We start from the raw sequence: 20,590 nt of genomic DNA, 5'->3' as shown, positions 1-20,590 counted from the left end.
TCACCACCCCTGGTGACCCCGCGTGTCGGCCCCGGGGATCAGCGCCGGTACACCGTGATCGAGTGCCCCACGTCGTCGACCGTGCGGCTCGTGCGGATCAGTTCCGCCAGCCGTCCCCGCGCCTTGGCCACCGCCGAGTCGGACACCACTAGCAGTCCGCGCACCCGCTCCGGCGGCACCGTGAGGGGAGCGCCCGCGTGGATGCCGTAGTACGACGGGACACCGCTGCCCTTGTACACCAGCCACACCCGCTCGCCCGGGTACCGCTCCCGCAGCCGGTCCGCGAGGGCGCCGAGGTCCTGGCCCCAGTCCACGTTGGAGTCGTGCAGCAGCCGATGCGTCCGCGCGGGGCCCCCGAACGCCTCGTTGGCGTAGGGCAGGTAGTACGGGAACGTCCGCAGCGAACTCACCGCCACCCACAGCACCAGCACCCCGGCCAGCGCCTCCGCCCACCGGCGCCGCCACAGCGTGACGCAGCCACCGGCCAGCGCCAGGAACACCGGGACGAACAGCGCGTACCGGGTGCCGAAGTCCCGCGCGCCCGTCGTCGCCACCGCCAGCAGCAGCGCGGGCGGCAGCAGCAGGTACGGGGCCGCGGGGCGCAGGCGCGGAACCGCCAGTACGGTCACGGCGCCGGCCGCGCCCAGGGCCGGCAGGCCGAGCGGGGTCTTCACCAGGAGGGCCACGGGCAGGTAGTACCAGAGGGCGCCGGTGTACACGCGGCCGAACAGGAACCCCTCCCACGGGTAGTACTCCAGCGCGAACTGCATCCGCAGCCCGGCGCCGTAGGCGGACGGCAGCGGCAGCAGACCGCTCACCAGCGCCCGCTTGCCCGCCAGCGGGGGGATCGGCTCGGCGGGCGCGAACCCCAGCCGGGGGTCGACCGCCAGGTAGGTGGCCCAGACGACGGCCAGCGCCACCGCCAGCACGGCTGCCGCGCTCCCGAGCGCCGACAGCACCCTGCGACGCCGCCCGGCACCGGCTCGCGCGTGCCACACCGACCAGGCGGCCAGCAGCATCAGCAGCGGGATCGCGGGCAGCGCGCTCATCTTCGTCGCCACCGCCGCGCCCAGCGCCGCCCCGGCGAGCGGCACGTACAGGCGGGGCCGGCCCCGCGCCCGCCACGCCAGCCAGACCGAGGTCAGCAGGAAGGCGGTCACCGGCAGGTCCAGCGTGGCCAGCGAGCCGTGCGCGACGACGTCGGGGCAGAAGGCGTACAGCGCGAGCGCCACCAGACCGGCCGCCCTCCCGGCCAGGTCCCGTGCGAAGGCGAACACCACCAGCCCGCCCAGCAGTGTCAGCGCGATCACCGGCAGCCGCGCCCACAGCATCAGCCGCCAGGGGTCGTTCCCCGACTCGTACAGCAGATGGCGGCCCGCCTCGCCCTGGGTGCCGGGGAAGTCGGGGTCGTAGTGCGGGGCGGCCACCGCGATCCCGGCCGCGATCAGCAGTTTGCCGAGCGGCGGGTGCTCGGGGTTGTAGCGCAGCCGGTGCTCATGGAGGTAGTCGGTGGCCGTGACCACGTACACCGGCTCGTCGATGGTGGGCGTCTGCCGGACGGCCGTGGTGACCATCGCCGCCGCCATCTGGCCCAGGAGCAGCGCCACGAGCAGCGGCGCCAGCCACCGGCGCCCACGGGTGCGGGGGAGCGGCGGGTGCTCAGGCGTCGGCGCGGGGATCGTCCCGGTCCCGTGGTGTTCGCTCGCCATCATCCGCCCCACGGTGGCACGGGCCGCACCGGTCCCGGTGCCGATCCGCCCCGGCCGGGGCCGTGTCCGCACACCGTTCCCGCGACCGGCGGTGCCACCGCCCCCGCCGGTCCCCTCGGCGGACCCTCCGCCGCGCATCCACGGATACGGGCCCCGGCGGGCGCCGGTTCAGCCCCGGCCGGGTACGGGCAGCGCCGAGGCCGGTATCAGCAGGTCCGCCCGGTCCCGCGTGGCGGCGATCAGGTCGGCGTTGCGCTGGTCGGTGCCGAGCACCCAGGCCACCGCCGCCGCGTGCTCCTTGCCGAACTCCACGTGCCGGGCCACCAGCCGCCGCACCCGCTCCGGCTCGTCGACCTCGCAGTACCAGACCTCGTCCAGCAGCGGTCGTACCCCGGCCCATGAACCCTCGTGCAGCAGAAGGTAGTTGCCCTCGGTCACCACCAACCGCGCCGACGCCGGCACCGGGATCGAACCCGCCACCGGCTGCTCCAGGTCCCGCTCGAAGGCGGGCGCGTACACCACCTCGTCCGCGTCGGCCGTGGTCTCGCGCAGCCGCCGCAGCAGCGCCGCGTACCCGGCCGCGTCGAAGGTGTCCGGGGCACCCTTGCGGTCCCGGCGGCCCAGCCGGTCCAGTTCGGCGTCGGCCAGGTGGAAGCCGTCCATCGGGACGTGCGCCACCCAGGGCGGCCCGTCCGCGTTCAGGGCGCGCACCAGGTGTCCGGCGAGGGTCGTCTTGCCCGCGCCCGGACCGCCCGCGATGCCGAGGATCGCGCGCCGTCGGTTCTTGACCAGGCTGCGGGCGCGGAGGAGAAGATCGTCGAAGGTCGGCGGCATGGAGCAGAGTGTGCCACCGGGTGTGCGCCGGGCGGCCGCCGGGCGCCCCATTTCCGCTCCGGACGGCGTGATCGCCGCGCCCGATCCGGGGAAGGGAGCAGGGTATGACTCAGCTCGGACTGCCCGACACCATCCAGGCGTGCCTGTTCGACCTCGACGGCGTGGTCACCAAGACGGCCGTCGTGCACGCCGCCGCCTGGAAGGAGACCTTCGACGCCTTCCTCCGCGACCACGAGGGCCCGGACGCGCGGCCGTTCGACGAGGTCGCCGACTACGACGAGTACGTGGACGGCCGCCCCCGCGCCGACGGCGTCCGCTCCTTCCTGAAGTCCCGCGGGATCGAACTCCCCGAGGGCGGCCCCGACGACCCGCCGGACGCCGGTACCGTGCAGGGCCTCGGCAACCGCAAGAACGAACTGCTCCTGGAGAAGATCCGCACCGACGGCGTCGAGGCGTACGAGGGCACGCTGCGCTATCTGGCCGCCGTACGCGCAGCCGGCCTGGCCACCGCCATCGTCTCCTCCAGCGCCAACTGCCAGGACGTGCTGCGCTCGATCGACGCCGAGGACCTCTTCGACGTACGGATCGACGGCGTGGTGGCCGCCGAACGGCACCTGCCGGGCAAGCCGAAACCCGACACCTTCCTGGCCGCCGCGAAGGACCTCGGCGTGCCCCCGGAGCGCGCCGCCGTCTACGAGGACGCCCTCGCCGGGATGGACGCGGGCCGCGCCGGGGGCTTCGGATACGTGGTCGGCCTGGACCGCACGGGGCAGGCCGACGCGCTGTACGCCCACGGCGCGCATATCGTCGTGAAAGACCTCGCCGAGCTGGGAGGGAAGCAGTGATCACTGAGCGGGCGTACACGGTCGAGCCCTGGCACGTGCGCGAGACCACCCTCGATCTTGACGTGCTCGCCCAGAGCGAGTCGGTGTTCGCGCTGTCCAACGGGCACGTCGGCTGGCGCGGCAACCTCGACGAGGGCGAGCCGCACGGCCTGCCCGGCAGCTACCTCAACGGCGTGCACGAGGTGCACCCGCTGCCGTACGCGGAGGCGGGCTACGGCTACCCGGAGTCCGGGCAGAGCGTCATCGACGTCACCAACGGCAAGATCCTGCGCCTGCTGGTGGACGACGAACCCTTCGACCTGCGCTACGGCCGTCTGATCTCCCACGAACGCGTCCTCGACATGCGGCGCGGGGTGCTGGAACGCACCTGCGAGTGGACCTCCCCGGCCGGCTCCACGGTCCGGGTGCGCTCCACCCGGCTGGTCTCCCTCACCCAGCGCGCGGTGGCCGCCGTCGCCTACGAGGTGGAGGCCGTGGGCCGCCCCAGCCGGGTCGTGATCCAGTCCGAGCTGGTCGCCAACGAGAGCCTGCCCGAGCCCAACGGCGACCCGCGCGCCGCGATGAGCCTGCGCTCGCCGCTGGAGCAGGAGGACGGCTTCGCCTCCGGGGAGCGGTTGCGGCTGGTGCACCGCACCAAGCGCAGCGGCCTGAGGGTCGCGGTCGGCGCCGACCACGTCGTCACCGGGCCCGGCCGCACCACCAGCCGCAGCGAGAGCGGCATCGACGTCGCCCGGCTCACCGTCACCTCCGTGCTGGAGCCCGGACACACCCTGCGGGTGGAGAAACTGGTCGCGCACGGCTGGTCCGGCACCCGCTCGCTGCCCGCCATGGCCGACCAGGTCGACGCGGCCCTCGCCGCCGCCTCCCACGACGGCTGGGAAGGGCTGCTGGCCGCCCAGCGCGAGGCCCTCGCCGACTTCTGGGCGCGCGCCGACGTCGAGGTGCACGGCGACGAGGAGATCCAGCAGGCCGTCCGCTTCGCCCTCTTCCACGTCTTCCAGGCCGGCGCCCGCGCCGAGCAGCGCGCCATCCCCGCCAAGGGCCTCACCGGCTCCGGGTACGACGGGCACGCCTTCTGGGACACCGAGATGTTCGTACTCCCCCTGCTCACCCACACCGCGCCACGGGCCGTCGCCGAGGCGCTGCGCTGGCGCCACAACACCCTGGACGCCGCCCGCGAACGCGCGGCCCAGTTGGGGCTCGGCGGCGCAGCCTTCCCCTGGCGGACCATCGAGGGCTCGGAGGGCTCGGCGTACTGGCCCGCGGGCACCGCCGCCTTCCATGTGAACGCCGACATCGCCGACGCGGTCGTGCGGTACGTGGAGGCCACCGGTGACCTCCGCTTCGAGCGCGAGGTGGGCATGGAGCTGCTGGTGGAGACCGCCCGGCTGTGGCGCTCGCTGGGCCACCACGACCACCGTGGGGCCTTCCACATCGACGGCGTCACCGGGCCCGACGAGTACAGCGCGGTCGCCGACGACAACACGTACACCAACCTGATGGCCCGGCAGAACCTGCTCGCGGCCGCCGACGCCGTGGAACGCTACCCCGAGGAGGCGCAGCATCTCGGCGCCGACGAGGAGGAGAGCGCGGCCTGGCGCGACGCGGCCGAGGCGATGAACATCCCCTACAACGACGAACTCGGCGTGCACGAGCAGAGCGCCGGCTTCACCCGCTACCAGCGCTGGGACTTCGCGGGTACCCGCGCCGAGCAGTACCCCCTGCTGCTGAACTTCCCGTACTTCGACCTCTACCGCAAACAGGTCGTCAAGCAGGCCGACCTGGTCCTGGCGATGTACACCTGCGCCTCCTTCTTCGACGACGAGCAGGTGGCCCGGAACTTCGCCTACTACGAGCCGCTGACCGTCCGCGACTCCTCCCTGTCGGCCTGCTGCCAGGCCGTCATCGCCGCCCAGGCGGGCCATCTGCGGCTCGCCTACGCCTACACGACCGAGGCGGCGCTGATGGACCTCCACGACCTGGAGCACAACACCCGCGACGGACTGCACATCGCTTCGCTGGCCGGCACCTGGATGGCGCTGGTGGCCGGGTTCGGCGGCATGCGGCGGGTGCTGAACGGCCCGGCCGGGATGAGCTTCGCGCCCCGGCTGCCCGAGCGGCTGCGCAAGCTCGCCTTCCACCTCCAGTTCCGGGGGCGGCGGCTGCGCGTGGAGATCGCCGGGGACAAGGCGACGTACACACTCCTCGAAGGGCCGCCCCTGATCATCGAGCACCACGGGGAGACCGTCATGCTGGAGGCCGACGAGCCCGCCGTGCGGACCGTGCCCCCGCTCACCCCGCGCCCGACGCCGGAACAGCCGCCGCACCGGGTGCCGAAGGGGCTCTGAGCCCCCCCCGGCCACCCCGTTGTCCCCTCGCCGTGTGCTGGGCCACCGCCGTATGGCCGTACGGGGGCGGCGGGGGGTGTGGTTCCGCGTTAGTTTGACCGTGATGTCGCTCCGCCGCCGGTTTCCCTGGGCGTCGGCGACGGGTGCTTCCGTGGAGGGGGAGGGGTGCCGATGATCCAGGACGCTCCCGAAGTGCTCCCCGTTCCGGCCGGCCGTCCGGGGCCGCGTCCGCGGGGCCTCGTCTGGCAGGTGGGGCTGCTGGTCTGCGTCCTGCTCGTCCTCGCCTACCTCACCCAGCGGTACTGGCCCACGGTGCGCGGTGGCGCCGTGCGGCTCACCGTGGCCGACCAGGGCTGGCTCTCGGTAGGGGCGGTCGCGGCCGTGGGCACCTGGGCGGCCTCCGCGCTCGCCCAGCAGGGGGCCGTCGTCGAGCGGCTGCCCGGCGTCCGGCTCGTGGCGGCGCAGTTCGCCGCCTGCGCCGCCAACCATCTGCTGCCCGCCGGGATCGGCGCCGGGGCGGTGAACCTGCGGTTCCTGATGCGCTGCGGGCTGCCCATGGGCCGCTCCGCCAGTGCGCTCGCCGTCAAGGGCGGGGCCGGGGGCGTGTCGAAGCTGCTGCTGATCGCGCTGCTGGTGCCGTTCTGCCCGGGGCTGCTGCGCGTGCCCGAACTGCCGCTGGTCTGGCTGACCGGCGCGCTCGGCGCGGCGCTGCTGGTCGCGGCGGTCGCCGCCGGGCCGCTGTGGCCGCGCTGCCGCCGGGTCCTCGGCGCCCTGCTGGCCGACGTACGGGCCGTGCACGCCCGGCCGGCGCGCGCGGCCGCGCTGTGGGGCGGGTCCCTCGGCTTCGCCGCGCTGCACTGCGCGGTGCTGGTCGCGGTGGCGCGCGCCGTCGCGCTGCCGCTGCCCGCGCCCGAGGTGGCCCTGCTCTACCTCGCCGCCAGCGGCGCGGCCGCCCTGCTGCCCACACCCGGCGGGCTCGGCTCGCTGGACGCGGCGCTCGTCCTCGCGCTCGCCACGTCCGGCGCGCCCGCCGCCACGGCCGCCTCCGCCGTGCTCGGCTACCGCATGCTGACCGTCTGGCTGCCACTGCCGCCCGGCCTGCTGACCCTCGCCGTACTCGTGCGCCGCAAGGCGCTGTGAGGGGCTGCGTGGGGTGCTCCCGCTAGGGCAGGAGCTTCTCGATCGCCGCCGAGCCCTCCGTCTCCAGCTTGCGGCGGGCCCAGTCCAGGGTCTTCGGGGTGACGTCCCTGCCCGCCGCCATCACCAGGTCCTCCGGGGTGACGTCCCTGGCCGGGGCGGTGTGCAGCAGGGCGTCGGGAGTGCAGTGGTCGTCGATCGACCGGGACTCTTCGGGCGTGGAACTCGACATGGTGCCTCCTCCTCCGGATGGGCGCATCCGTGCCGGTGCCGCCGAACGGGGCACACTCTCACCATCGGCCGCCGGGCGCCCACACGCATCCCGAGCGGCCTACGCTGGACGTGCAGCCCTACACCGGACCGGGAGGCCGCAGCGATGGCCGAGACGCCCTTCCAGCAGGAGACCCGGCAGGGCCACCGCTACCTGCCGATCGCCGAGCACGGCCTCATCGGGGACCTGCGCAGCGTGGCGCTGGTCGGCAGCGACGGCACCATCGACTGGTACTGCTCCCCGTCCTTCGACGCCCCCAGCGTGTTCGCCGCGCTGCTGGACGCCGAGCGCGGCGGCCGGTTCGAGCTGGCGGCCTCCGTCCCGGCGCACACCAAGCAGTTCTACTTCCCCGACACCAACGTGCTGATCACCCGCTTCTTCACCGAGGAGGGCGTCGGCGAGGTGCAGGACTTCATGCCGGTCGGCACCGTCCGCCCCGGCGAGGAGGGCCGGCACCGGCTGATCCGCCGCGTGGTCTGCGTACGCGGCACGGTGCCGTTCCGTGCCCTGGTCGCGCCCCGCTTCGGGTACGGCGCCGACCCGCACACCCTGCGCGAGGAGGGGGGCCGGCTGGTGTTCGACGCCGGGGAGCGTGCCCTCGCGCTCACCGCCACCGTGGCCATGGAGAGCGACGGCCAGGACGCGCGGGCCGAGTTCAAGCTCGGCGAGGGCGAGAGCGCGGTGTTCGCGCTGGACCAGGCCGGCGGCGAGATCGCCCCGCGCGGCTGCGCGCACGCCGAGGCCGAGGACGAGTTCAACGCCACCGTCGACTACTGGCGCCGCTGGCTCGCCCAGTCCCGCTACCGGGGCCGCTGGCGGGAGATGGTGCACCGCTCGGCCCTCACCCTGAAGCTGCTCACCTACGCCCCCACCGGCGCCATCGTCGCCGCCCCCACCACCAGCCTGCCCGAGCAGCTCGGCGGCGAGCGCAACTGGGACTACCGCTACGTCTGGGTGCGCGACGCCGCCTTCGCCGTGTACGCCCTGCTCCGGCTCGGCTTCACCGGCGAGGCCGAGGCGTTCATGCGCTTCCTCACCACCCACATCAGCCCCGGCGACGGAGCCGTCGAGGGCCCGCTCCAGATCATGTACGGCATCGACGGCCGCGCCGAGCTGCCCGAGAGGGAACTCCCGCACCTGGAGGGTTACTTGGGCTCGGCCCCGGTCCGCGTCGGAAACGCCGCCGCCCCGCAGCTCCAACTCGACATCTACGGCGCCCTGATCGACTCCATCTACCTCTACGACAAGTGGGCCCAGCCGATCTCCAGCGCCCAGTGGGACGACGTGTGCCACCTGGTGGGCTGGGTGTGCGATCGCTGGGACCAGCCGGACGAGGGCGTGTGGGAGACGCGGGGCGGCCGGAAGAACTTCCTGTACTCCCGGCTGATGTGCTGGGTCGCCATCGAACGCGCCATCCGCCTCGCCAACCGCCGCGGCCTGCCCGCAGACCTGCCCCGCTGGCGCCGCTCCCGCGACGACATCTACCGCCGCATCATGGACCGCGGCTGGTCCGAGGAGCGCGGCGCCTTCACTCAGTGCGAGGACAGCGACGTCCTGGATGCGTCCCTGCTGATGATGCCGCTCGCCAAGTTCATCGCGCCGACCGACCCGAAGTGGCTCTCCACCCTCGACGCCCTCACCGAGGACCTGGTCTCCGACTCCCTCGTCTACCGCTACGACCCCGAGTCCAGCCCCGACGGCCTGCGCGGCGACGAGGGCACCTTCTCCATCTGCTCCTTCTGGTACGTCGAGGCGCTGGTCCGTGCCGGCCGCGTCGACGAAGCCCGCCTGGCCTTTGAGAAGATGCTCACCTACGCCAACCATCTCGGCCTCTACGCCGAGGAAATAGGCCGCACCGGCGAACAACAGGGCAACTTCCCCCAGGCGTTCACCCACCTGGCGCTGATCAGCGCGGCTTTCAACCTGGACAAGGCGCTGGGGTGAATCAACCTTCTTCCGCGGCCAGTTGACGGTGGACCGCCGCCGTGACGCGCACGGTGTCGCCCGTCGCGAGCAGGTCCAGCAGCCCGCCCCGCAGCACCGCGAGCACCAGCGTGCGTCGCGCCCGAGCACCCTCGGTCTCGCGCGATGCGGTGGGCTGGGCGGCCGCGAGCAACGTCAGCCAGTCCTCCACCGTGGCCCGCGCGAAGCCGCCCCAGGGTCCGTCCGGGTCGGTGAGGGAACGGGCGTAGCTCTCCACCCACAGGGTGAGCAGCCCCCGGTGGGCGTCGTCGGACAGCCACCGCCACAGCTCCACCGCGACCGGCCGCAGCCCCCGGGGCTCCTCCCGCGCGTCCATGATCCGCCGCAGCCCGGCCAGCTCGTCTGCCCGGGCCCGGGCGAGCAGGGCGCGGATCAGGCCGTCCTTGCTGCCGAACAGATAGAGCAGCACCCGGGGACTGGACCCGATCGCCTCCGCGAGCGGGCGCAGGGACAGGTCCGCCAGGCCACCGCGCAGCGCGTAGGCGTAGGCCGCCTCCAGCAGTTCCCGGCGGCGGGGGGAGGGGTCTGGCTCGGAGGGGCTCACCGGAGCTAGTCTACTGAAACAGTCGTTTCAGTGACACGGAAGGGTACCGGGAGGACGCGATGACGGAGCGTACGGCGGCCGTACGGCCCCTGGGCCGACCGGGCGACCTGGGGTGGGTGGTCATGGCCCATGGGGAGTTCTACGACCGGGAGTTCGGCTGGGACACCGACTTCGAGGCGCTGGTCTGCCGGATCGTCGCCGACTACGCCGACGGCAAGGAACCCGGACCGCAGGCGGCCTGGATCGCTGAGGTGGACGGGCAGCGGGCGGGCTGCGTCTTCTGCGTGCGCGCGGACGACCGGACCGCCAAGCTGCGCCTGCTCCTCGTCGACCCGGCGGCCCGCGGGCTCGGTGTCGGCGCCCGTCTGATCGAGGAGTGCCTGACCTTCGCCCGAGAGGCCGGGTACGGGGCGATCACTCTGTGGACCAACGACGTCCTCGGTTCCGCCCGCCGGCTCTATGAGCGCCACGGCTTCCAGCTCACCGCCGAGGACCGACACCACAGCTTCGGCCACGACCTGGTCGGCCAGACCTGGCGGCGCTCCCTTTAGCGGAGCATCAAGGAAGCGGTTGTTCCGCCCAGATTATTTTGCCGGTCGGGGTGTAGCGGGTGCCCCAGCGGTCGGAGAGCTGGGCGACGAGGAAGAGGCCGCGGCCGCCCTCGTCGGTGCTGGCGGCGTAGCGGAGGTGCGGGGAAGTGGTGGTGCCGTCCGAGACCTCGCAGATGAGGGCGCGGCCGCGCAGCAGGCGTACGCCGATGGGGCCGCGGCCGTAGCGGATGGCGTTGGTGACCAGCTCGCTGAGGATCAGCTCCGTGGTGAAGGTCAGCTCCTCCAGGTCCCAGTCGGCGAGCTGACGGGTCACCTCGGCGCGGATCTCCGACACGGCCGCCGGGTCGGCGGGCACCTCCCACTGGGCGACCTGGTCCTCGCCCAGGACGCGGGTCTCGGCCACGATCAGCGCGATGTCGTCCGTGGGGCGGACCGGGAGCCGGTCCAGGACGACCCGGCAGGTCTCCTCCGGCGAGGCGCCCGGCGCGTGCCGCAGCGCGTCCCGCAGCAGGTCGAGCCCCTGGTCGATGTCCCGCTCCCGGTCCTCCACCAGCCCGTCCGTGTACAGCACCAGCCGGCTGTCCTCCGGCAGCTCCAGATCGGCCGTCTCGAACGGCAGCCCGCCCAGGCCCAGCGGGGGACCGGCCGGCACCTCCGGGAACTCCACGGTGCCGTCCGGCAGCACCAGCGCGGGCGGCAGATGCCCGGCCCGCGCGATGGTGCAGCGCCGGGACGCCGGGTCGTACACCGCGTACAGACAGGTCGCGCCCGTGACGGCGGCCGCGCCGTCCTCCGGCGTCTCGTCCTGGTCGAGGCGGGCCACCAGCTCGTCCAGCAGGCCCAGCAGCTCGTCCGGGGGCAGATCGAGCGAGGAGAAGTTGTGCACGGCCGTACGCAGCCGGCCCATCGTCGCCGCCGCGTGCAGCCCGTGCCCGACCACGTCACCGACCACCAGCGCCACCCGCGCGCCCGGCAGCGGAAGTACGTCGAACCAGTCGCCGCCCACCCCGGCCTGCGCGGGCAGATACCGGTAGGCGATCTCCAGTGCGTCCTGCGCGGGCAGCGTGCGCGGCAGCAGGCTGCGCTGGAGGGTCACCGCCATGCTGTGCTCGCGGGTGTAGCGGCGGGCGTTGTCGATGGACACCGCCGCCCGCGCCACCAGCTCCTCCGCCAGCGCCCGGTCCTCGGAGTCGAACGGCTGCGGCTTCTCCGAGCGCCAGAAGTTCGCCACCCCCAGCACCAGATTGCCCGCCCGCAGCGGCACCGTGATCAGGGAGTGGACGCCGTACTCGAGGATCTGCTCGGTGCGTTCCAGGTCCTGCGCCTGCCAGCCCGGCGCCGCCCGCAGGTCCGGCTCCACCACGGACTGCCCGGTCGCCAGGCTGCGCGCCTGCGGCGAGGTCGGCACGAACCGGATGCGCTCGCCCAGCGGATACAGCGGGGCGTCCTTGCGGATGCCGCTGAACGCCGACCGCCGCAGCTCGTTGCCCGGCTTCGGCTCCTCGCCCTTCAGCACCGGATCGAACAGGTCCACCGTGACGAAGTCCGCGAACCGGGGCACCGCCAGCTCGGCCAGCTCCTCCGCCGTACGGCTCACGTCCAGGCTGGTGCCGATGCCCACCCCGGCGTCGTACAGCATGTTCAGCCGCTCGCGGGCCACCTCGGCGCGGCCGGACAGGGCGCGCAGCTCGGTGGAGTCGCGGAGGGTGGTGACGCTGCCGGGCGGGCCGCCGCGCAGATCGGTGGGGCGCTGGTTGATGGCGAGCAGTTTGTCCTTGACCAGATGCACCTCGTCCGTGGCGACCCGTCCCGAGGCGAGCAGCCCGGCCGTCTCGTCGTCCAGGCCCAGGTCCAGCACGCCGCGCATCTCGGCGTTCTCGGGCAGGTCCAGCAGTCGGTGCGCCTCGTCGTTGGCGAGCAGCAGCTTGCCGCCGTCGCCGACGATCAGCACACCCTCCCGGACCGCGTGCAGCACCGCGTCGTGGTGCTCGTACATCCGGGTCATCTCGTAGGGGCCGAGGCCGTGCGTCTGGCGCAGCAGACGCCTGCTCACCAGGGCCGTGCCCGCCGTGGCCAGCGCGAGTGCCGCCGCGGCCGCCGCGAGGAGCAGCGGCACCTGCTGGTCGGCCGCCCCGCCGACATGCGCGGTGGTGATGCCCGCCGAGACCAGCCCCACCACCTTGCCGTCCGAGTCGCGCACCGGGACGACCACCTGGACCAGGGGTCCGATCGTGCCGGTCAGCTCCTCGACCACCGTCTCCCCGCGCAGCGCGGGTTCGATGGTCCCCACGAACTTCTTGCCGATCCGGTCCCGGTCGGGGTGGGTGTAGCGGATGCCCTGGGTGTTCATCACGACGATGAAGTCCACGTGGGTCGCCTTGCGGGCCGCCTCGGCGCTCGGCTGGAGGATCGCCGTCGGGTCGGGCGAGCGCAGCGCGGCCGCCGTACCGGGGGCGTTGGCGAAGGAACCGGCGGCGGACAGGGAGCGGTTACGGGCCTCCAGGCTGCTGTCGTGCCGTACCTGGAGCACCTGCGCGACCACGGCCGACACGACCAGCAGCAGCACGATCACCACCTGGAGCAGGAACACCTGTCCCGCCAGGCTGCGTCCCGTCGCCGCGGCGCGCAGCACGCCGGGCCGACCGCCTTCGCCGTCACCGCCCGGACGCCGCGCGCCTATGGGCGCGCGCGGATGCCCGAACGAACGGGGCGCCCGCGTGTCGGGTCGGCCGGGCAGTCGCACCATGTGCCCATGTCTACACTGCCGCGCTCCGTGAGGCGAGGCCGTACCCCGAGGTGACGGGCGTGGTGGCGCCCATCCGCGCTCACCTGCGCCACCCCCGCGCTCACCCGGTCGGCGGAAACCCGTACGGGGTCACCCGAACCGCCCCGCGCCGCCGGACGCCGGTGGGGAATCGCTCAGAAGTCGCCGGGCTTCTCCGGCAGCGGGCGTGTCGCGGCGCGCATGCTGCGCAGAGCGAGCAGCAGGACGCCGATGTCGTCGAGGTAGACCGGGTCGGGGAGCAGATCGGTCGGCAGCACCAGATAGAGGATCGCGCCCCAGAACACCCAGCGCGGCCCGGTCGGCAGCCCCGCGTCCCGCAGCGAGCGCCGCGCCTTGACCAGCCGCACCAGCAGGACGACGGCGAACACCAACACCACCGCCGCCGCGACGGCCGCGACCACCAGCACGATCGTGGAGTTGTCCATGCGCCCTGTCCCCTCCCGAGGCGCGGCCCGCCCGCGCCCTCTTCCTTCTGCCCGCTCCTGTGCGCGGCAGCCGCCGGTTCACACCCGGTCGCTGCCCTCGGCCTCACGCTCGGGGTCGGGGTCGGCGTCAGGATTCTCGGGCCGCTGCCCCCACGCCGGGAGCCGCAGCCGCTCGAACGTGCGGGTGAGCTGCTGCAACGGCGACTGGTTACGGGCCGAGGGCCGCTGCTGGGGCAGCACGGGCAACGGGGTGTCGCGGTACGCGGCCAGCGCCTCGTGGGCCTGCTCGGCGGCCTCCCGGTACAGATCCCGCGACTTCGTCATCGCCTCCAGCGCCTCCCGGTACCGCACGACCCGGCGCCGCTCCCGCTCCAGCTCCTCCTGGGCGGTCATCAGCGTCCAGTTGTCCCGGAGACCGGCCAGCGCCTCACCGAGCCCGCGCGGCCTCGGGCGCGACAGCGCGGCGAAGTCCCGCAGGGCCATGACCAGGTCGGCCGGCTCGGAGCCGTCCAGGAAGACACTGCGCACGGCGTACGCCTGCCGGTCGTACCCCGCGGGCGCCGGGTCCGGGGGCAGCAGTACGGCACCGCCGCGCGGCACCTCCACCCCGAGGTCCTTCAGCGCCCAGTTGACCGCCCGGAACTGCTGCGGGGTGGCCCGGTGCTCGATCACCCGGTGCCGCAGCCCCGGCGGCAGCAGCCGGGCCAGCGGCAGCCTGCCGCGCTCGTCCGGCGTCATCGCCTCGTGCACGACGAGATTGACGCACCACGCCTCACGGGCCGCGTCCCGCAGCCGCCGGCGCATCTCCTTGTCGTCCAGCGGCAGCGCGTTGACCTGCCGGAACCGCAGCCCCGGCACGGTCGGGTGGTGGTCCCACTCGCCGTCCTCGGCCGCCGGGCCGGACTCGGGCCAGAACAGGGTGGCCGGTGAGGGCCACGCCTCCTCCCACAACCGCTCGGCCTCCGCGACGAGCGTCCACTCGTGCCCCGGCCGCTCCGGCACGGAGGTGAGGGTGAGCCGGGCCCGCACGGTGACCGTGCCACCGGCGCGCCAGCGCGCCTCGAAGACGCGGTCTGTGGAGCCCTCGGGGGCGGGCGGCTCCGAGAAGTCGTCCAGATCCCCGCTTCTGTGGCGCTCTCGCAAGGTGCGGCGTACGACGTCCTCGGGGGCGGGACCGGTGTGACGGCCGCGGGCCGCCCAGATCGTCTGCGGGACGGGGGCGCGGTCGGTGGCGGAGTTCGACATGGGCCAATCTGCAGGTGGGGGCCGGTGCGCGTTCCAGTATCACCGGTATGCCCCGTCATCGGGGCGCCGGGTCCCGGGGCGGCGCGTCGGACAGGGGCGCGCGCGGTGGCGTGCGCCCCGGGTGCGCCTCGTGCGCGCCCCGCGGGGGCCGGGTGCGCGAAACCCCGACGAAAGCCGGGGTACCGGTCTCGTCGGGGTCTCGTGGTCGTTCAGCGTTCAGCGGGTGCCACGGGATCAGGCTCCGCTCTCCCGGAGCATGTCCTCGCGCTCCACGAGCTTCACGCGCTCGCGGCCGTGCGGCTCACCGAGGGCGCGCTCGGCGGCGTCCAGCTTGTACCAGCCGTCCCATGTGGTGAAGCGGACTCCCCGGCCGGACAGGAAGGCGTACACGGCCTCCGGGTCCGGCGCGGACGGCGTGTGCAGCCGGCCGTTGGCGTAGTCGTCCAGCAGGTTGGCCACCGTCTCGTTGGCGTCACCCTTGGTGTGACCGATCAGACCGACCGGGCCGCGCCTGATCCAGCCCGTGACGTACGTCGACGTCAGGTGGGCGCCGCTCTCCTCGATGACCCGGCCGCCCTCGTCCGGGACGGTGCCCGTCTCCAGGTCCCAGGGCAGCTTGGGCAGCTTCTCCGAGAGGTAGCCGACCGCGCGGTACACCGACTGGACGTCCCAGTCCTTGAACTCGCCGGTGCCCTTGACGTTGCCGGTGCCGTCCAGCGCGGTGCGCTCGGTGCGCAGGCCGACGACCTTGCCGTTCTCGCCGAGGATCTCCGCCGGGGACTCGAAGAAGTGCAGGAAGATCTTGTGCGGGCGGTCGCCGACGTCGCGGATCGCCCAGTTCTCCAGCGTCTTGGCGACCATGTCGGCCTGCTTGTTGCCGCGCCGGGTCTCGATGGAGCCCGCGTCGTAGTCGATGTCCTCGGGGTCGACGATGACCTCGATGTTGGGGGAGTGGTCCAGCTCGCGCAGCTCCAGCGGGCTGAACTTCGCCTGCGCCGGGCCACGGCGGCCGAAGACGTGGACCTCGAGGGCCTTGTTGGCCTTCAGACCGTCGTAGACGTTCTGCGGTATCTCCGTCGGCAGCAGCTCGTCCGCCGTCTTGGCGAGGACGCGGGCCACGTCCAGGGCGACGTTGCCGACGCCGAGGACGGCGACCTTCTCGGCCTCCAGCGGCCAGGTGCGCGGCACGTCGGGGTGGCCGTCGTACCAGGACACGAAGTCCGCCGCGCCGTAGGAACCGTTCAGGTCGATGCCGGGTATCGACATGTCGCGGTCGGCCATCGCGCCCGTGGAGAAGATCACCGCGTCGTAGAAGGCGCGCAGGTCGTCCAGGTTGATGTCGCGCGGGTAGTCGACATTGCCGAAGAGGCGGATCTGCGGCTTGTCGAGCACCTGGTGCAGGGCGGTGATGATGCCCTTGATGCGCGGGTGGTCGGGCGCCACGCCGTACCGGATCAGGCCGAACGGGGCGGGCATCCGCTCGAAGAGGTCGATGGACACGCCCGGATCGGCGGCCGTCTCGGACTTCAGCAGGGCGTCGGCGGCGTAGATCCCGGCGGGGCCGGCTCCTACGATGGCTACCCGCAGGGGGCGCGGCATGATCAGGTTCCCTTCGAGCGTGGACAGGCGACTCGATCAGGAAGCCTAAGCTAAGGCAGCCCTAAGTTAGTACACGGGTCCGGTCTATGGGCTCATAAACAGCTTTTATGGGTGGTCAGGCGGGCCTGATCACCCGGTGGATCGCGGCTTCTCCGGCGCCGTAGACCGACTCCTCGCGGATGGTCGCGCCCGGCCCCGGCGCGTGGATCATCGTGCCGTTGCCGACGTACAGGCCCACGTGCCGGTCGTCCTCGAAGAAGACCACCAGGTCACCGGGGAGCGCGGCGGCCAGCGCCACCTCGGTCCCGGCCGTCGCCTGCTCGTGCGCGGCCCTCGGCAGCTCGACCCCGGCAGTGCGCCAGGCGCCCTGGGTGAGGCTGGAGCAGTCGAACGAGTCGGGCCCCGTCGCGCCCCAGACGCAGGGCTTGCCGACCTGGGCGGCGGCGAAGGCGATGGCCTTGGCGGCGCGGACGACATGGGCGGACTCGGTGGTGGGGCGGGGGGTGAAGGGGGTGGTGCTGAAGGTGCCGGTTCGGGGGGTGGGGGCAGGGTTGTGGGCGGGCGCGACTGCCGGGGCGGGCGCGGGGGCCGCAGGCGGTGCGGACGGGAAGGCGGGGGTCGGCGCGGGCGCCGGTGCCGCCGGGGGATCGGGCTGGTAAGCGGACGCCGGGGCCGGGGCGGGCGCGGGGGCCGCAGAGGGGGCGGGCTGGAAGGCGGGTGCCGGGGCCGGGGCTGCCTGGGCCACAGCGGGCGTGGGCTGGAACACGGGGGCCGCCGGGAACGCGCCCGTCCCGTACGTCGGGGCCGGGGCCGCGTCGGCCACCGGAGGTACGGCCGGGAACGCCCCGGTGTCGTACGCCGGCGCCAGGGAAGCCGCCGCCGGGAACACGCCGGTGTCGTAGCCGGGCGCGAACGCACTGGTGTCCACGGCCGGCAGCGTGCCCGTGTCGGTCTGCGGGGCCGGGGCCAGGTAGCTCAGGCCACCGGTGTCGCTCAGCGGGCCGGGGATCGGGTAGGGCAGCGAGCCGGTGTCGCCCAGCGCGCCCGGCATCGGGTACGTCAGCGGGCCGGTGTCCGTGACGGAGGCCGGTGCCGTCCACTGGCCCGTGGGGGCGGCCGGTGCCTGCGCCGCGCCGGAGCTGGCGATCTCCGGCGCGGCAGTCTGTACGGCGCCCGGTGCGGGCGCCTGCGGGGTGCCCCATGCCTGCGCCGGGGCGGCGTTCCAGGAGTGGCGGGACAGCAGGTCCTTGGCGGAGGCGAGCTTGCGGCGGTTGTCCGCCTTGAGGTCGGCGGGGGAACGGCGGCTCGGCCCGGCGGGCTGCGTCGGCAGCATCACGGGGGTGCCACCGAGCGGCGGCGGCGGAGTCAACTCGATTGCACCCGGCGGAAGTTGCTCCACCGGCGCGGCCGGCAGCGCCGCCACGGGCGCGGCCGGGGGAAGCGCGACCGCTGTACCCGCCGCCTCCAGTGCCGGGGCGGACGGCGTACCGCCCGTCAGCTCGGCCACCGGACGCTGCGAGGAACCCGCGGGCAGTGCGGGCGTCTCCGGCTCGATGCTGGGCAGGCCCAGTTCGGCGGCGGTCCAGTTCCGTTCCACGACAGGGCCGTTGTCGGGCATCCGGTCGGCGGGGAGGGCCGCGGGCACGGTCGGTCCCGCCTTGGCACGGGCCGCGTCGAACCACTGGCGGGTCACGGCGTCGAGCGCCGGGTCGGGACGGCTGCCGGACCGCTTGGCCAGCGGGACGCCCCGCCTGCGGGTGGCGGCCGCCATCGCACGGGTGGCGTTGTAGTTGCCCGTCGCGTTCTCGGCCCGTGCGTAGAGGGAGTCGATCCGCTGCCGAACCTCTTCGTGACTCTCCGGCGCCATGGGAGACGACTCCTTCCTCGCCCCGCGGGGCAGTTGGGCCGGCGCGCCCGGAAGTCGGTCGAACATCCCGTACCGGACGCCGCTGCGGGCTCCTGGGGACGGGGGAGCCGGGCGGCCTGCGGTCAACCTAGCCAACTTGTGTCACTCGTGTGAAGGTCACCGGGTGGAATGTCCGATACGTATTTGTGATGTTCGCCGCCGTGTTCGGACGGGCACACTAGGCGCCCACGCGGCCAACTCCCCTCCAGAGGTGTGCGCGTGGCCTCACACACCTCATCTGGCGCAATTCTCTTGAGAGTTCGCCATGAAATCCGGGCCGGGATGAACACACCGGCGCCACCCCGCGTATGAGTGTGGGGCGCCACATGCCCCTCACCGACCACGACTCGCAGGGGACGATCTTGGAACCGAACAGGCGCAGGCGCCCGACCGGCGCACGACGCGTGACCCTCGCCGCGGTCGCGCTGATGCTCGGCGGCGGCGGCCTCGTCGCGGCGAACGTCTACGCGTCGGCCAGCGAAGGCGGCTGGAGCGGACAGGGCTCCGGCGACGCGGCCGACGCATCTCTCAGGTCGGCCGGCATGGCCACCATCGACTGCCCCGACGTCGGCGCGCAGTTGACCGACGTACCGGAGGCGGCCCGCGGGGACGTCGACCGTGAACTGGCGGGGTTGGACCAGCAGATCGCGGAGGCGTACCAGCGGCTCCAGCAGTCGGCCGACGCGCTCCGGCAGGACCCGTCGGCCGCCGACAACTCGGTGATGAACCCGCTGAAGGACAAGCGGACCGCGACCCTGGGCCGTATCGCCGACGCCATCGGCCGGGCCGGGAACCGCCCCGACCAGCTCGACGCGCTCGCCCCCTGCACCCTGCGCCCGGCCGAGGCGGCGCCCGGTGGCGAGGGCCAGGAATCCGCCGCGCCCTCCCAGAGCGGGGACCAGAACCAGGGCCAGGACCAAGGCGGCCAGAACGGCGGCACCGGGCAGGGCGGCAACGGACCCGTCGCCGCCGACTACGCGGACATCAACTCCGTACAGCCCAACGCCCCCAAGGCGCCCCCCGGCGGCACCTTCCGCACCGAGTGCGGGGTCAACGAGAACGGCCTGTTCAACTCGGACAACGTGATCGTGGCGCCCGGTGTCTCCAACGGCGCCCACCACTTCCACGACTACGTCGGCAACCAGTCCAACACCGCCTTCGCCAGCGACCAGGACCTCGCCGACGCCAAGACGAGCTGTGCCGACCAGGGCGACAAGTCCACGTACTACTGGCCCGTGCTGCGCCTCCAGAACGGCAAGCAGGAGCGGGACGCCGGGGCGCCGGGCGGCGGCACCGAGGGCAACGCCGGCCAGATCGTCACGCCCAAGGAGGTCACCCTGACCTTCGTCGGCAGCCCGAGCGGCAAGGTCACCGAGATGCCGCGGCTGCTGCGCATCATCACCGGTGACGCCAAAACGTTCGTCAACGGGCCCGCCAACGCCAACGCCTCCTGGAGCTGCACCGGGTTCGAGGACCGGCAGCTCAAGGACAAGTACCCGCTGTGCCCGTCCGGCAGCGACGTGGTGCGCAGCTTCCACTTCCAGAGCTGCTGGGACGGCCGTAACGCCGACAGCGCCAACCACCGCACCCACGTGGCCTTCGCCGACGCCCAGGGCAACTGCCCCGAGGGGTTCAAGGCCATCCCGCAGCTCGTCCAGCGCATCGTCTACGACGTGGACGCCCCCAGCCTGAACGACGGCGGGAAGAGCACCCCGCTGTTCGCGGTCGACTCCTTCCCGGAGCAGCAGCACAAGCCGGTCACCGACCACGGCGACTTCATCAACGTCTTCGACGAGGGCCTGATGCGCACCATGGTCGACTGCATCAACTCCGGCCGTAACTGCGGGCCCGGCGACGACGGCAAGGGCGAGTCGGCCGAGCCGAGCGAGCAGCCCGGCGGCGGACAGGACACCACCGAGCCGAGCGCGACCGCCGAGCCGGAGAAGCCGGCCCAGACGGCCCCGGAGAAGCCCGCGGAGTCCCAGCCCGGCGATGCGGGCAAGCCCGAGCAGTCGGCCGAGCCCGCCGACACCGCCCCGGCCCAGCAGCCCGCGCAGTCCGACCCCGCACAGTCCAACCCCGTAGAAGCCCCCCGCGTCGACGCCACGACCGCGCCGGCCAACACCACCAAGAACCAGGGCGGCGCCCCCAAGCGCGACGAGTCCAGCGCCCCGGTCACCGCCGCCGCGCCCCAGGTCTCCGACTCCGCCCCGGCGCAGGCCGCCGCGGTCACCACGCCGCCGCCGGCGAACCTGGAGCCGCAGGCCGTCGGCAACGGCGGCCTCGCCGAGACCGGCGCCAACCTGTGGCCCGCCGCCCTCGGCGTGCTGCTGGCCGCCTCCGGCCTGGTGATGCTGCTCCGCGCCCGGCGTCTGCGCTACTGACCCGGGCCCGGCCCGAGCCCCCGG

15 protein-coding genes are annotated in these 20,590 nt (G+C 73.6%); 6 read left to right on the top strand and 9 right to left on the bottom strand.

The window, feature by feature from the left end; all coding sequences use genetic code 11:
- Window positions 1–38: 38 nt before the first annotated feature.
- A complete protein-coding gene (locus tag OG448_RS01750) occupies window positions 39–1,712 on the bottom strand; it encodes a phospholipid carrier-dependent glycosyltransferase (protein WP_405550961.1) in 1,674 nt (557 codons plus the stop codon).
- Window positions 1,713–1,877: 165 nt separating this feature from the next.
- Window positions 1,878–2,543, bottom strand: a complete 666-nt coding sequence (locus OG448_RS01745) for a nucleoside/nucleotide kinase family protein (protein WP_405550960.1) — start codon at window positions 2,541–2,543, stop codon at window positions 1,878–1,880.
- 104 nt (window positions 2,544–2,647) lie between these two features.
- Between OG448_RS01745 and OG448_RS01740 the strand changes: the two genes are divergently transcribed.
- The 3 genes from OG448_RS01740 (at window position 2,648) to OG448_RS01730 (ending at window position 6,876) form a co-directional block, all read left to right on the top strand.
- Window positions 2,648–3,388 (top strand): HAD family hydrolase, encoded by a 741-nt coding sequence (locus OG448_RS01740; protein WP_405550958.1) that lies wholly within the window; start codon window positions 2,648–2,650, stop codon window positions 3,386–3,388.
- Window positions 3,385–5,736, top strand: coding sequence for a glycoside hydrolase family 65 protein (locus OG448_RS01735; RefSeq protein ID WP_405550956.1), 2,352 nt, complete (start codon window positions 3,385–3,387; stop codon window positions 5,734–5,736). Before OG448_RS01740 ends, OG448_RS01735 begins: the two co-directional genes overlap by 4 nt.
- Window positions 5,737–5,907: 171 nt before the next feature.
- Window positions 5,908–6,876 (top strand): lysylphosphatidylglycerol synthase domain-containing protein, encoded by a 969-nt coding sequence (locus OG448_RS01730; protein WP_405550954.1) that lies wholly within the window; start codon window positions 5,908–5,910, stop codon window positions 6,874–6,876.
- 22 nt (window positions 6,877–6,898) lie between these two features.
- Here the strand turns inward: OG448_RS01730 and OG448_RS01725 are convergent, their stop codons facing one another.
- Complete coding sequence (locus OG448_RS01725) at window positions 6,899–7,105, bottom strand: hypothetical protein (protein ID WP_030805020.1); 207 nt, start codon at window positions 7,103–7,105, stop codon at window positions 6,899–6,901.
- Between the two features lie 144 nt (window positions 7,106–7,249).
- Between OG448_RS01725 and OG448_RS01720 the strand changes: the two genes are divergently transcribed.
- Window positions 7,250–9,088 carry a glycoside hydrolase family 15 protein gene (locus OG448_RS01720; RefSeq protein WP_405550951.1) on the top strand — a complete coding sequence of 613 codons (1,839 nt, stop codon included), beginning with the start codon at window positions 7,250–7,252 and terminating at the stop codon, window positions 9,086–9,088.
- A gap of 1 nt (window position 9,089) precedes the next feature.
- Here OG448_RS01720 and OG448_RS01715 read toward each other — a convergent pair whose 3' ends face one another.
- Window positions 9,090–9,671: a TetR family transcriptional regulator gene (locus tag OG448_RS01715; protein ID WP_405550948.1), complete on the bottom strand. Its 582-nt coding sequence runs from the start codon at window positions 9,669–9,671 to the stop codon at window positions 9,090–9,092.
- Between the two features lie 59 nt (window positions 9,672–9,730).
- Here OG448_RS01715 and OG448_RS01710 point away from each other — a divergent pair, with 59 nt between their 5' ends.
- Complete coding sequence (locus OG448_RS01710) at window positions 9,731–10,222, top strand: GNAT family N-acetyltransferase (protein ID WP_405550946.1); 492 nt, start codon at window positions 9,731–9,733, stop codon at window positions 10,220–10,222.
- Window positions 10,223–10,229: 7 nt separating this feature from the next.
- Here the strand turns inward: OG448_RS01710 and OG448_RS01705 are convergent, their stop codons facing one another.
- The 5 genes from OG448_RS01705 to OG448_RS01685 form a co-directional block, all read right to left on the bottom strand.
- Window positions 10,230–12,968: a SpoIIE family protein phosphatase gene (locus OG448_RS01705; protein WP_405550943.1), complete on the bottom strand. Its 2,739-nt coding sequence runs from the start codon at window positions 12,966–12,968 to the stop codon at window positions 10,230–10,232.
- A gap of 173 nt (window positions 12,969–13,141) precedes the next feature.
- The gene (locus OG448_RS01700) at window positions 13,142–13,432 is read right to left on the bottom strand and encodes a DUF1232 domain-containing protein (RefSeq protein ID WP_391296051.1); all 291 of its coding nucleotides are present in this window, start codon (window positions 13,430–13,432) and stop codon (window positions 13,142–13,144) included.
- Window positions 13,433–13,510: 78 nt separating this feature from the next.
- Window positions 13,511–14,677, bottom strand: a complete 1,167-nt coding sequence (locus OG448_RS01695; protein WP_405550941.1) for a hypothetical protein — start codon at window positions 14,675–14,677, stop codon at window positions 13,511–13,513.
- A gap of 234 nt (window positions 14,678–14,911) precedes the next feature.
- Window positions 14,912–16,276: an FAD-dependent oxidoreductase gene (locus OG448_RS01690; protein ID WP_405550940.1), complete on the bottom strand. Its 1,365-nt coding sequence runs from the start codon at window positions 16,274–16,276 to the stop codon at window positions 14,912–14,914.
- Window positions 16,277–16,391: 115 nt separating this feature from the next.
- A complete protein-coding gene (locus OG448_RS01685; protein WP_405550938.1) occupies window positions 16,392–18,143 on the bottom strand; it encodes an NlpC/P60 family protein in 1,752 nt (583 codons plus the stop codon).
- Between the two features lie 467 nt (window positions 18,144–18,610).
- Between OG448_RS01685 and OG448_RS01680 the strand changes: the two genes are divergently transcribed.
- Window positions 18,611–20,566 carry a DUF1996 domain-containing protein gene (locus OG448_RS01680; RefSeq protein WP_405558631.1) on the top strand — a complete coding sequence of 652 codons (1,956 nt, stop codon included), beginning with the start codon at window positions 18,611–18,613 and terminating at the stop codon, window positions 20,564–20,566.
- The last annotated feature ends 24 nt before the right edge of the window (window positions 20,567–20,590 follow it).

This window comes from Streptomyces sp. NBC_01171 (assembly GCF_045039805.1).
In the GTDB taxonomy this organism is placed as follows: Bacteria; Actinomycetota; Actinomycetes; order Streptomycetales; family Streptomycetaceae; genus Streptomyces.
Note: the sequence above shows the minus strand (reverse complement) of the source record. Positions and strands in the feature narration are given on the sequence as shown.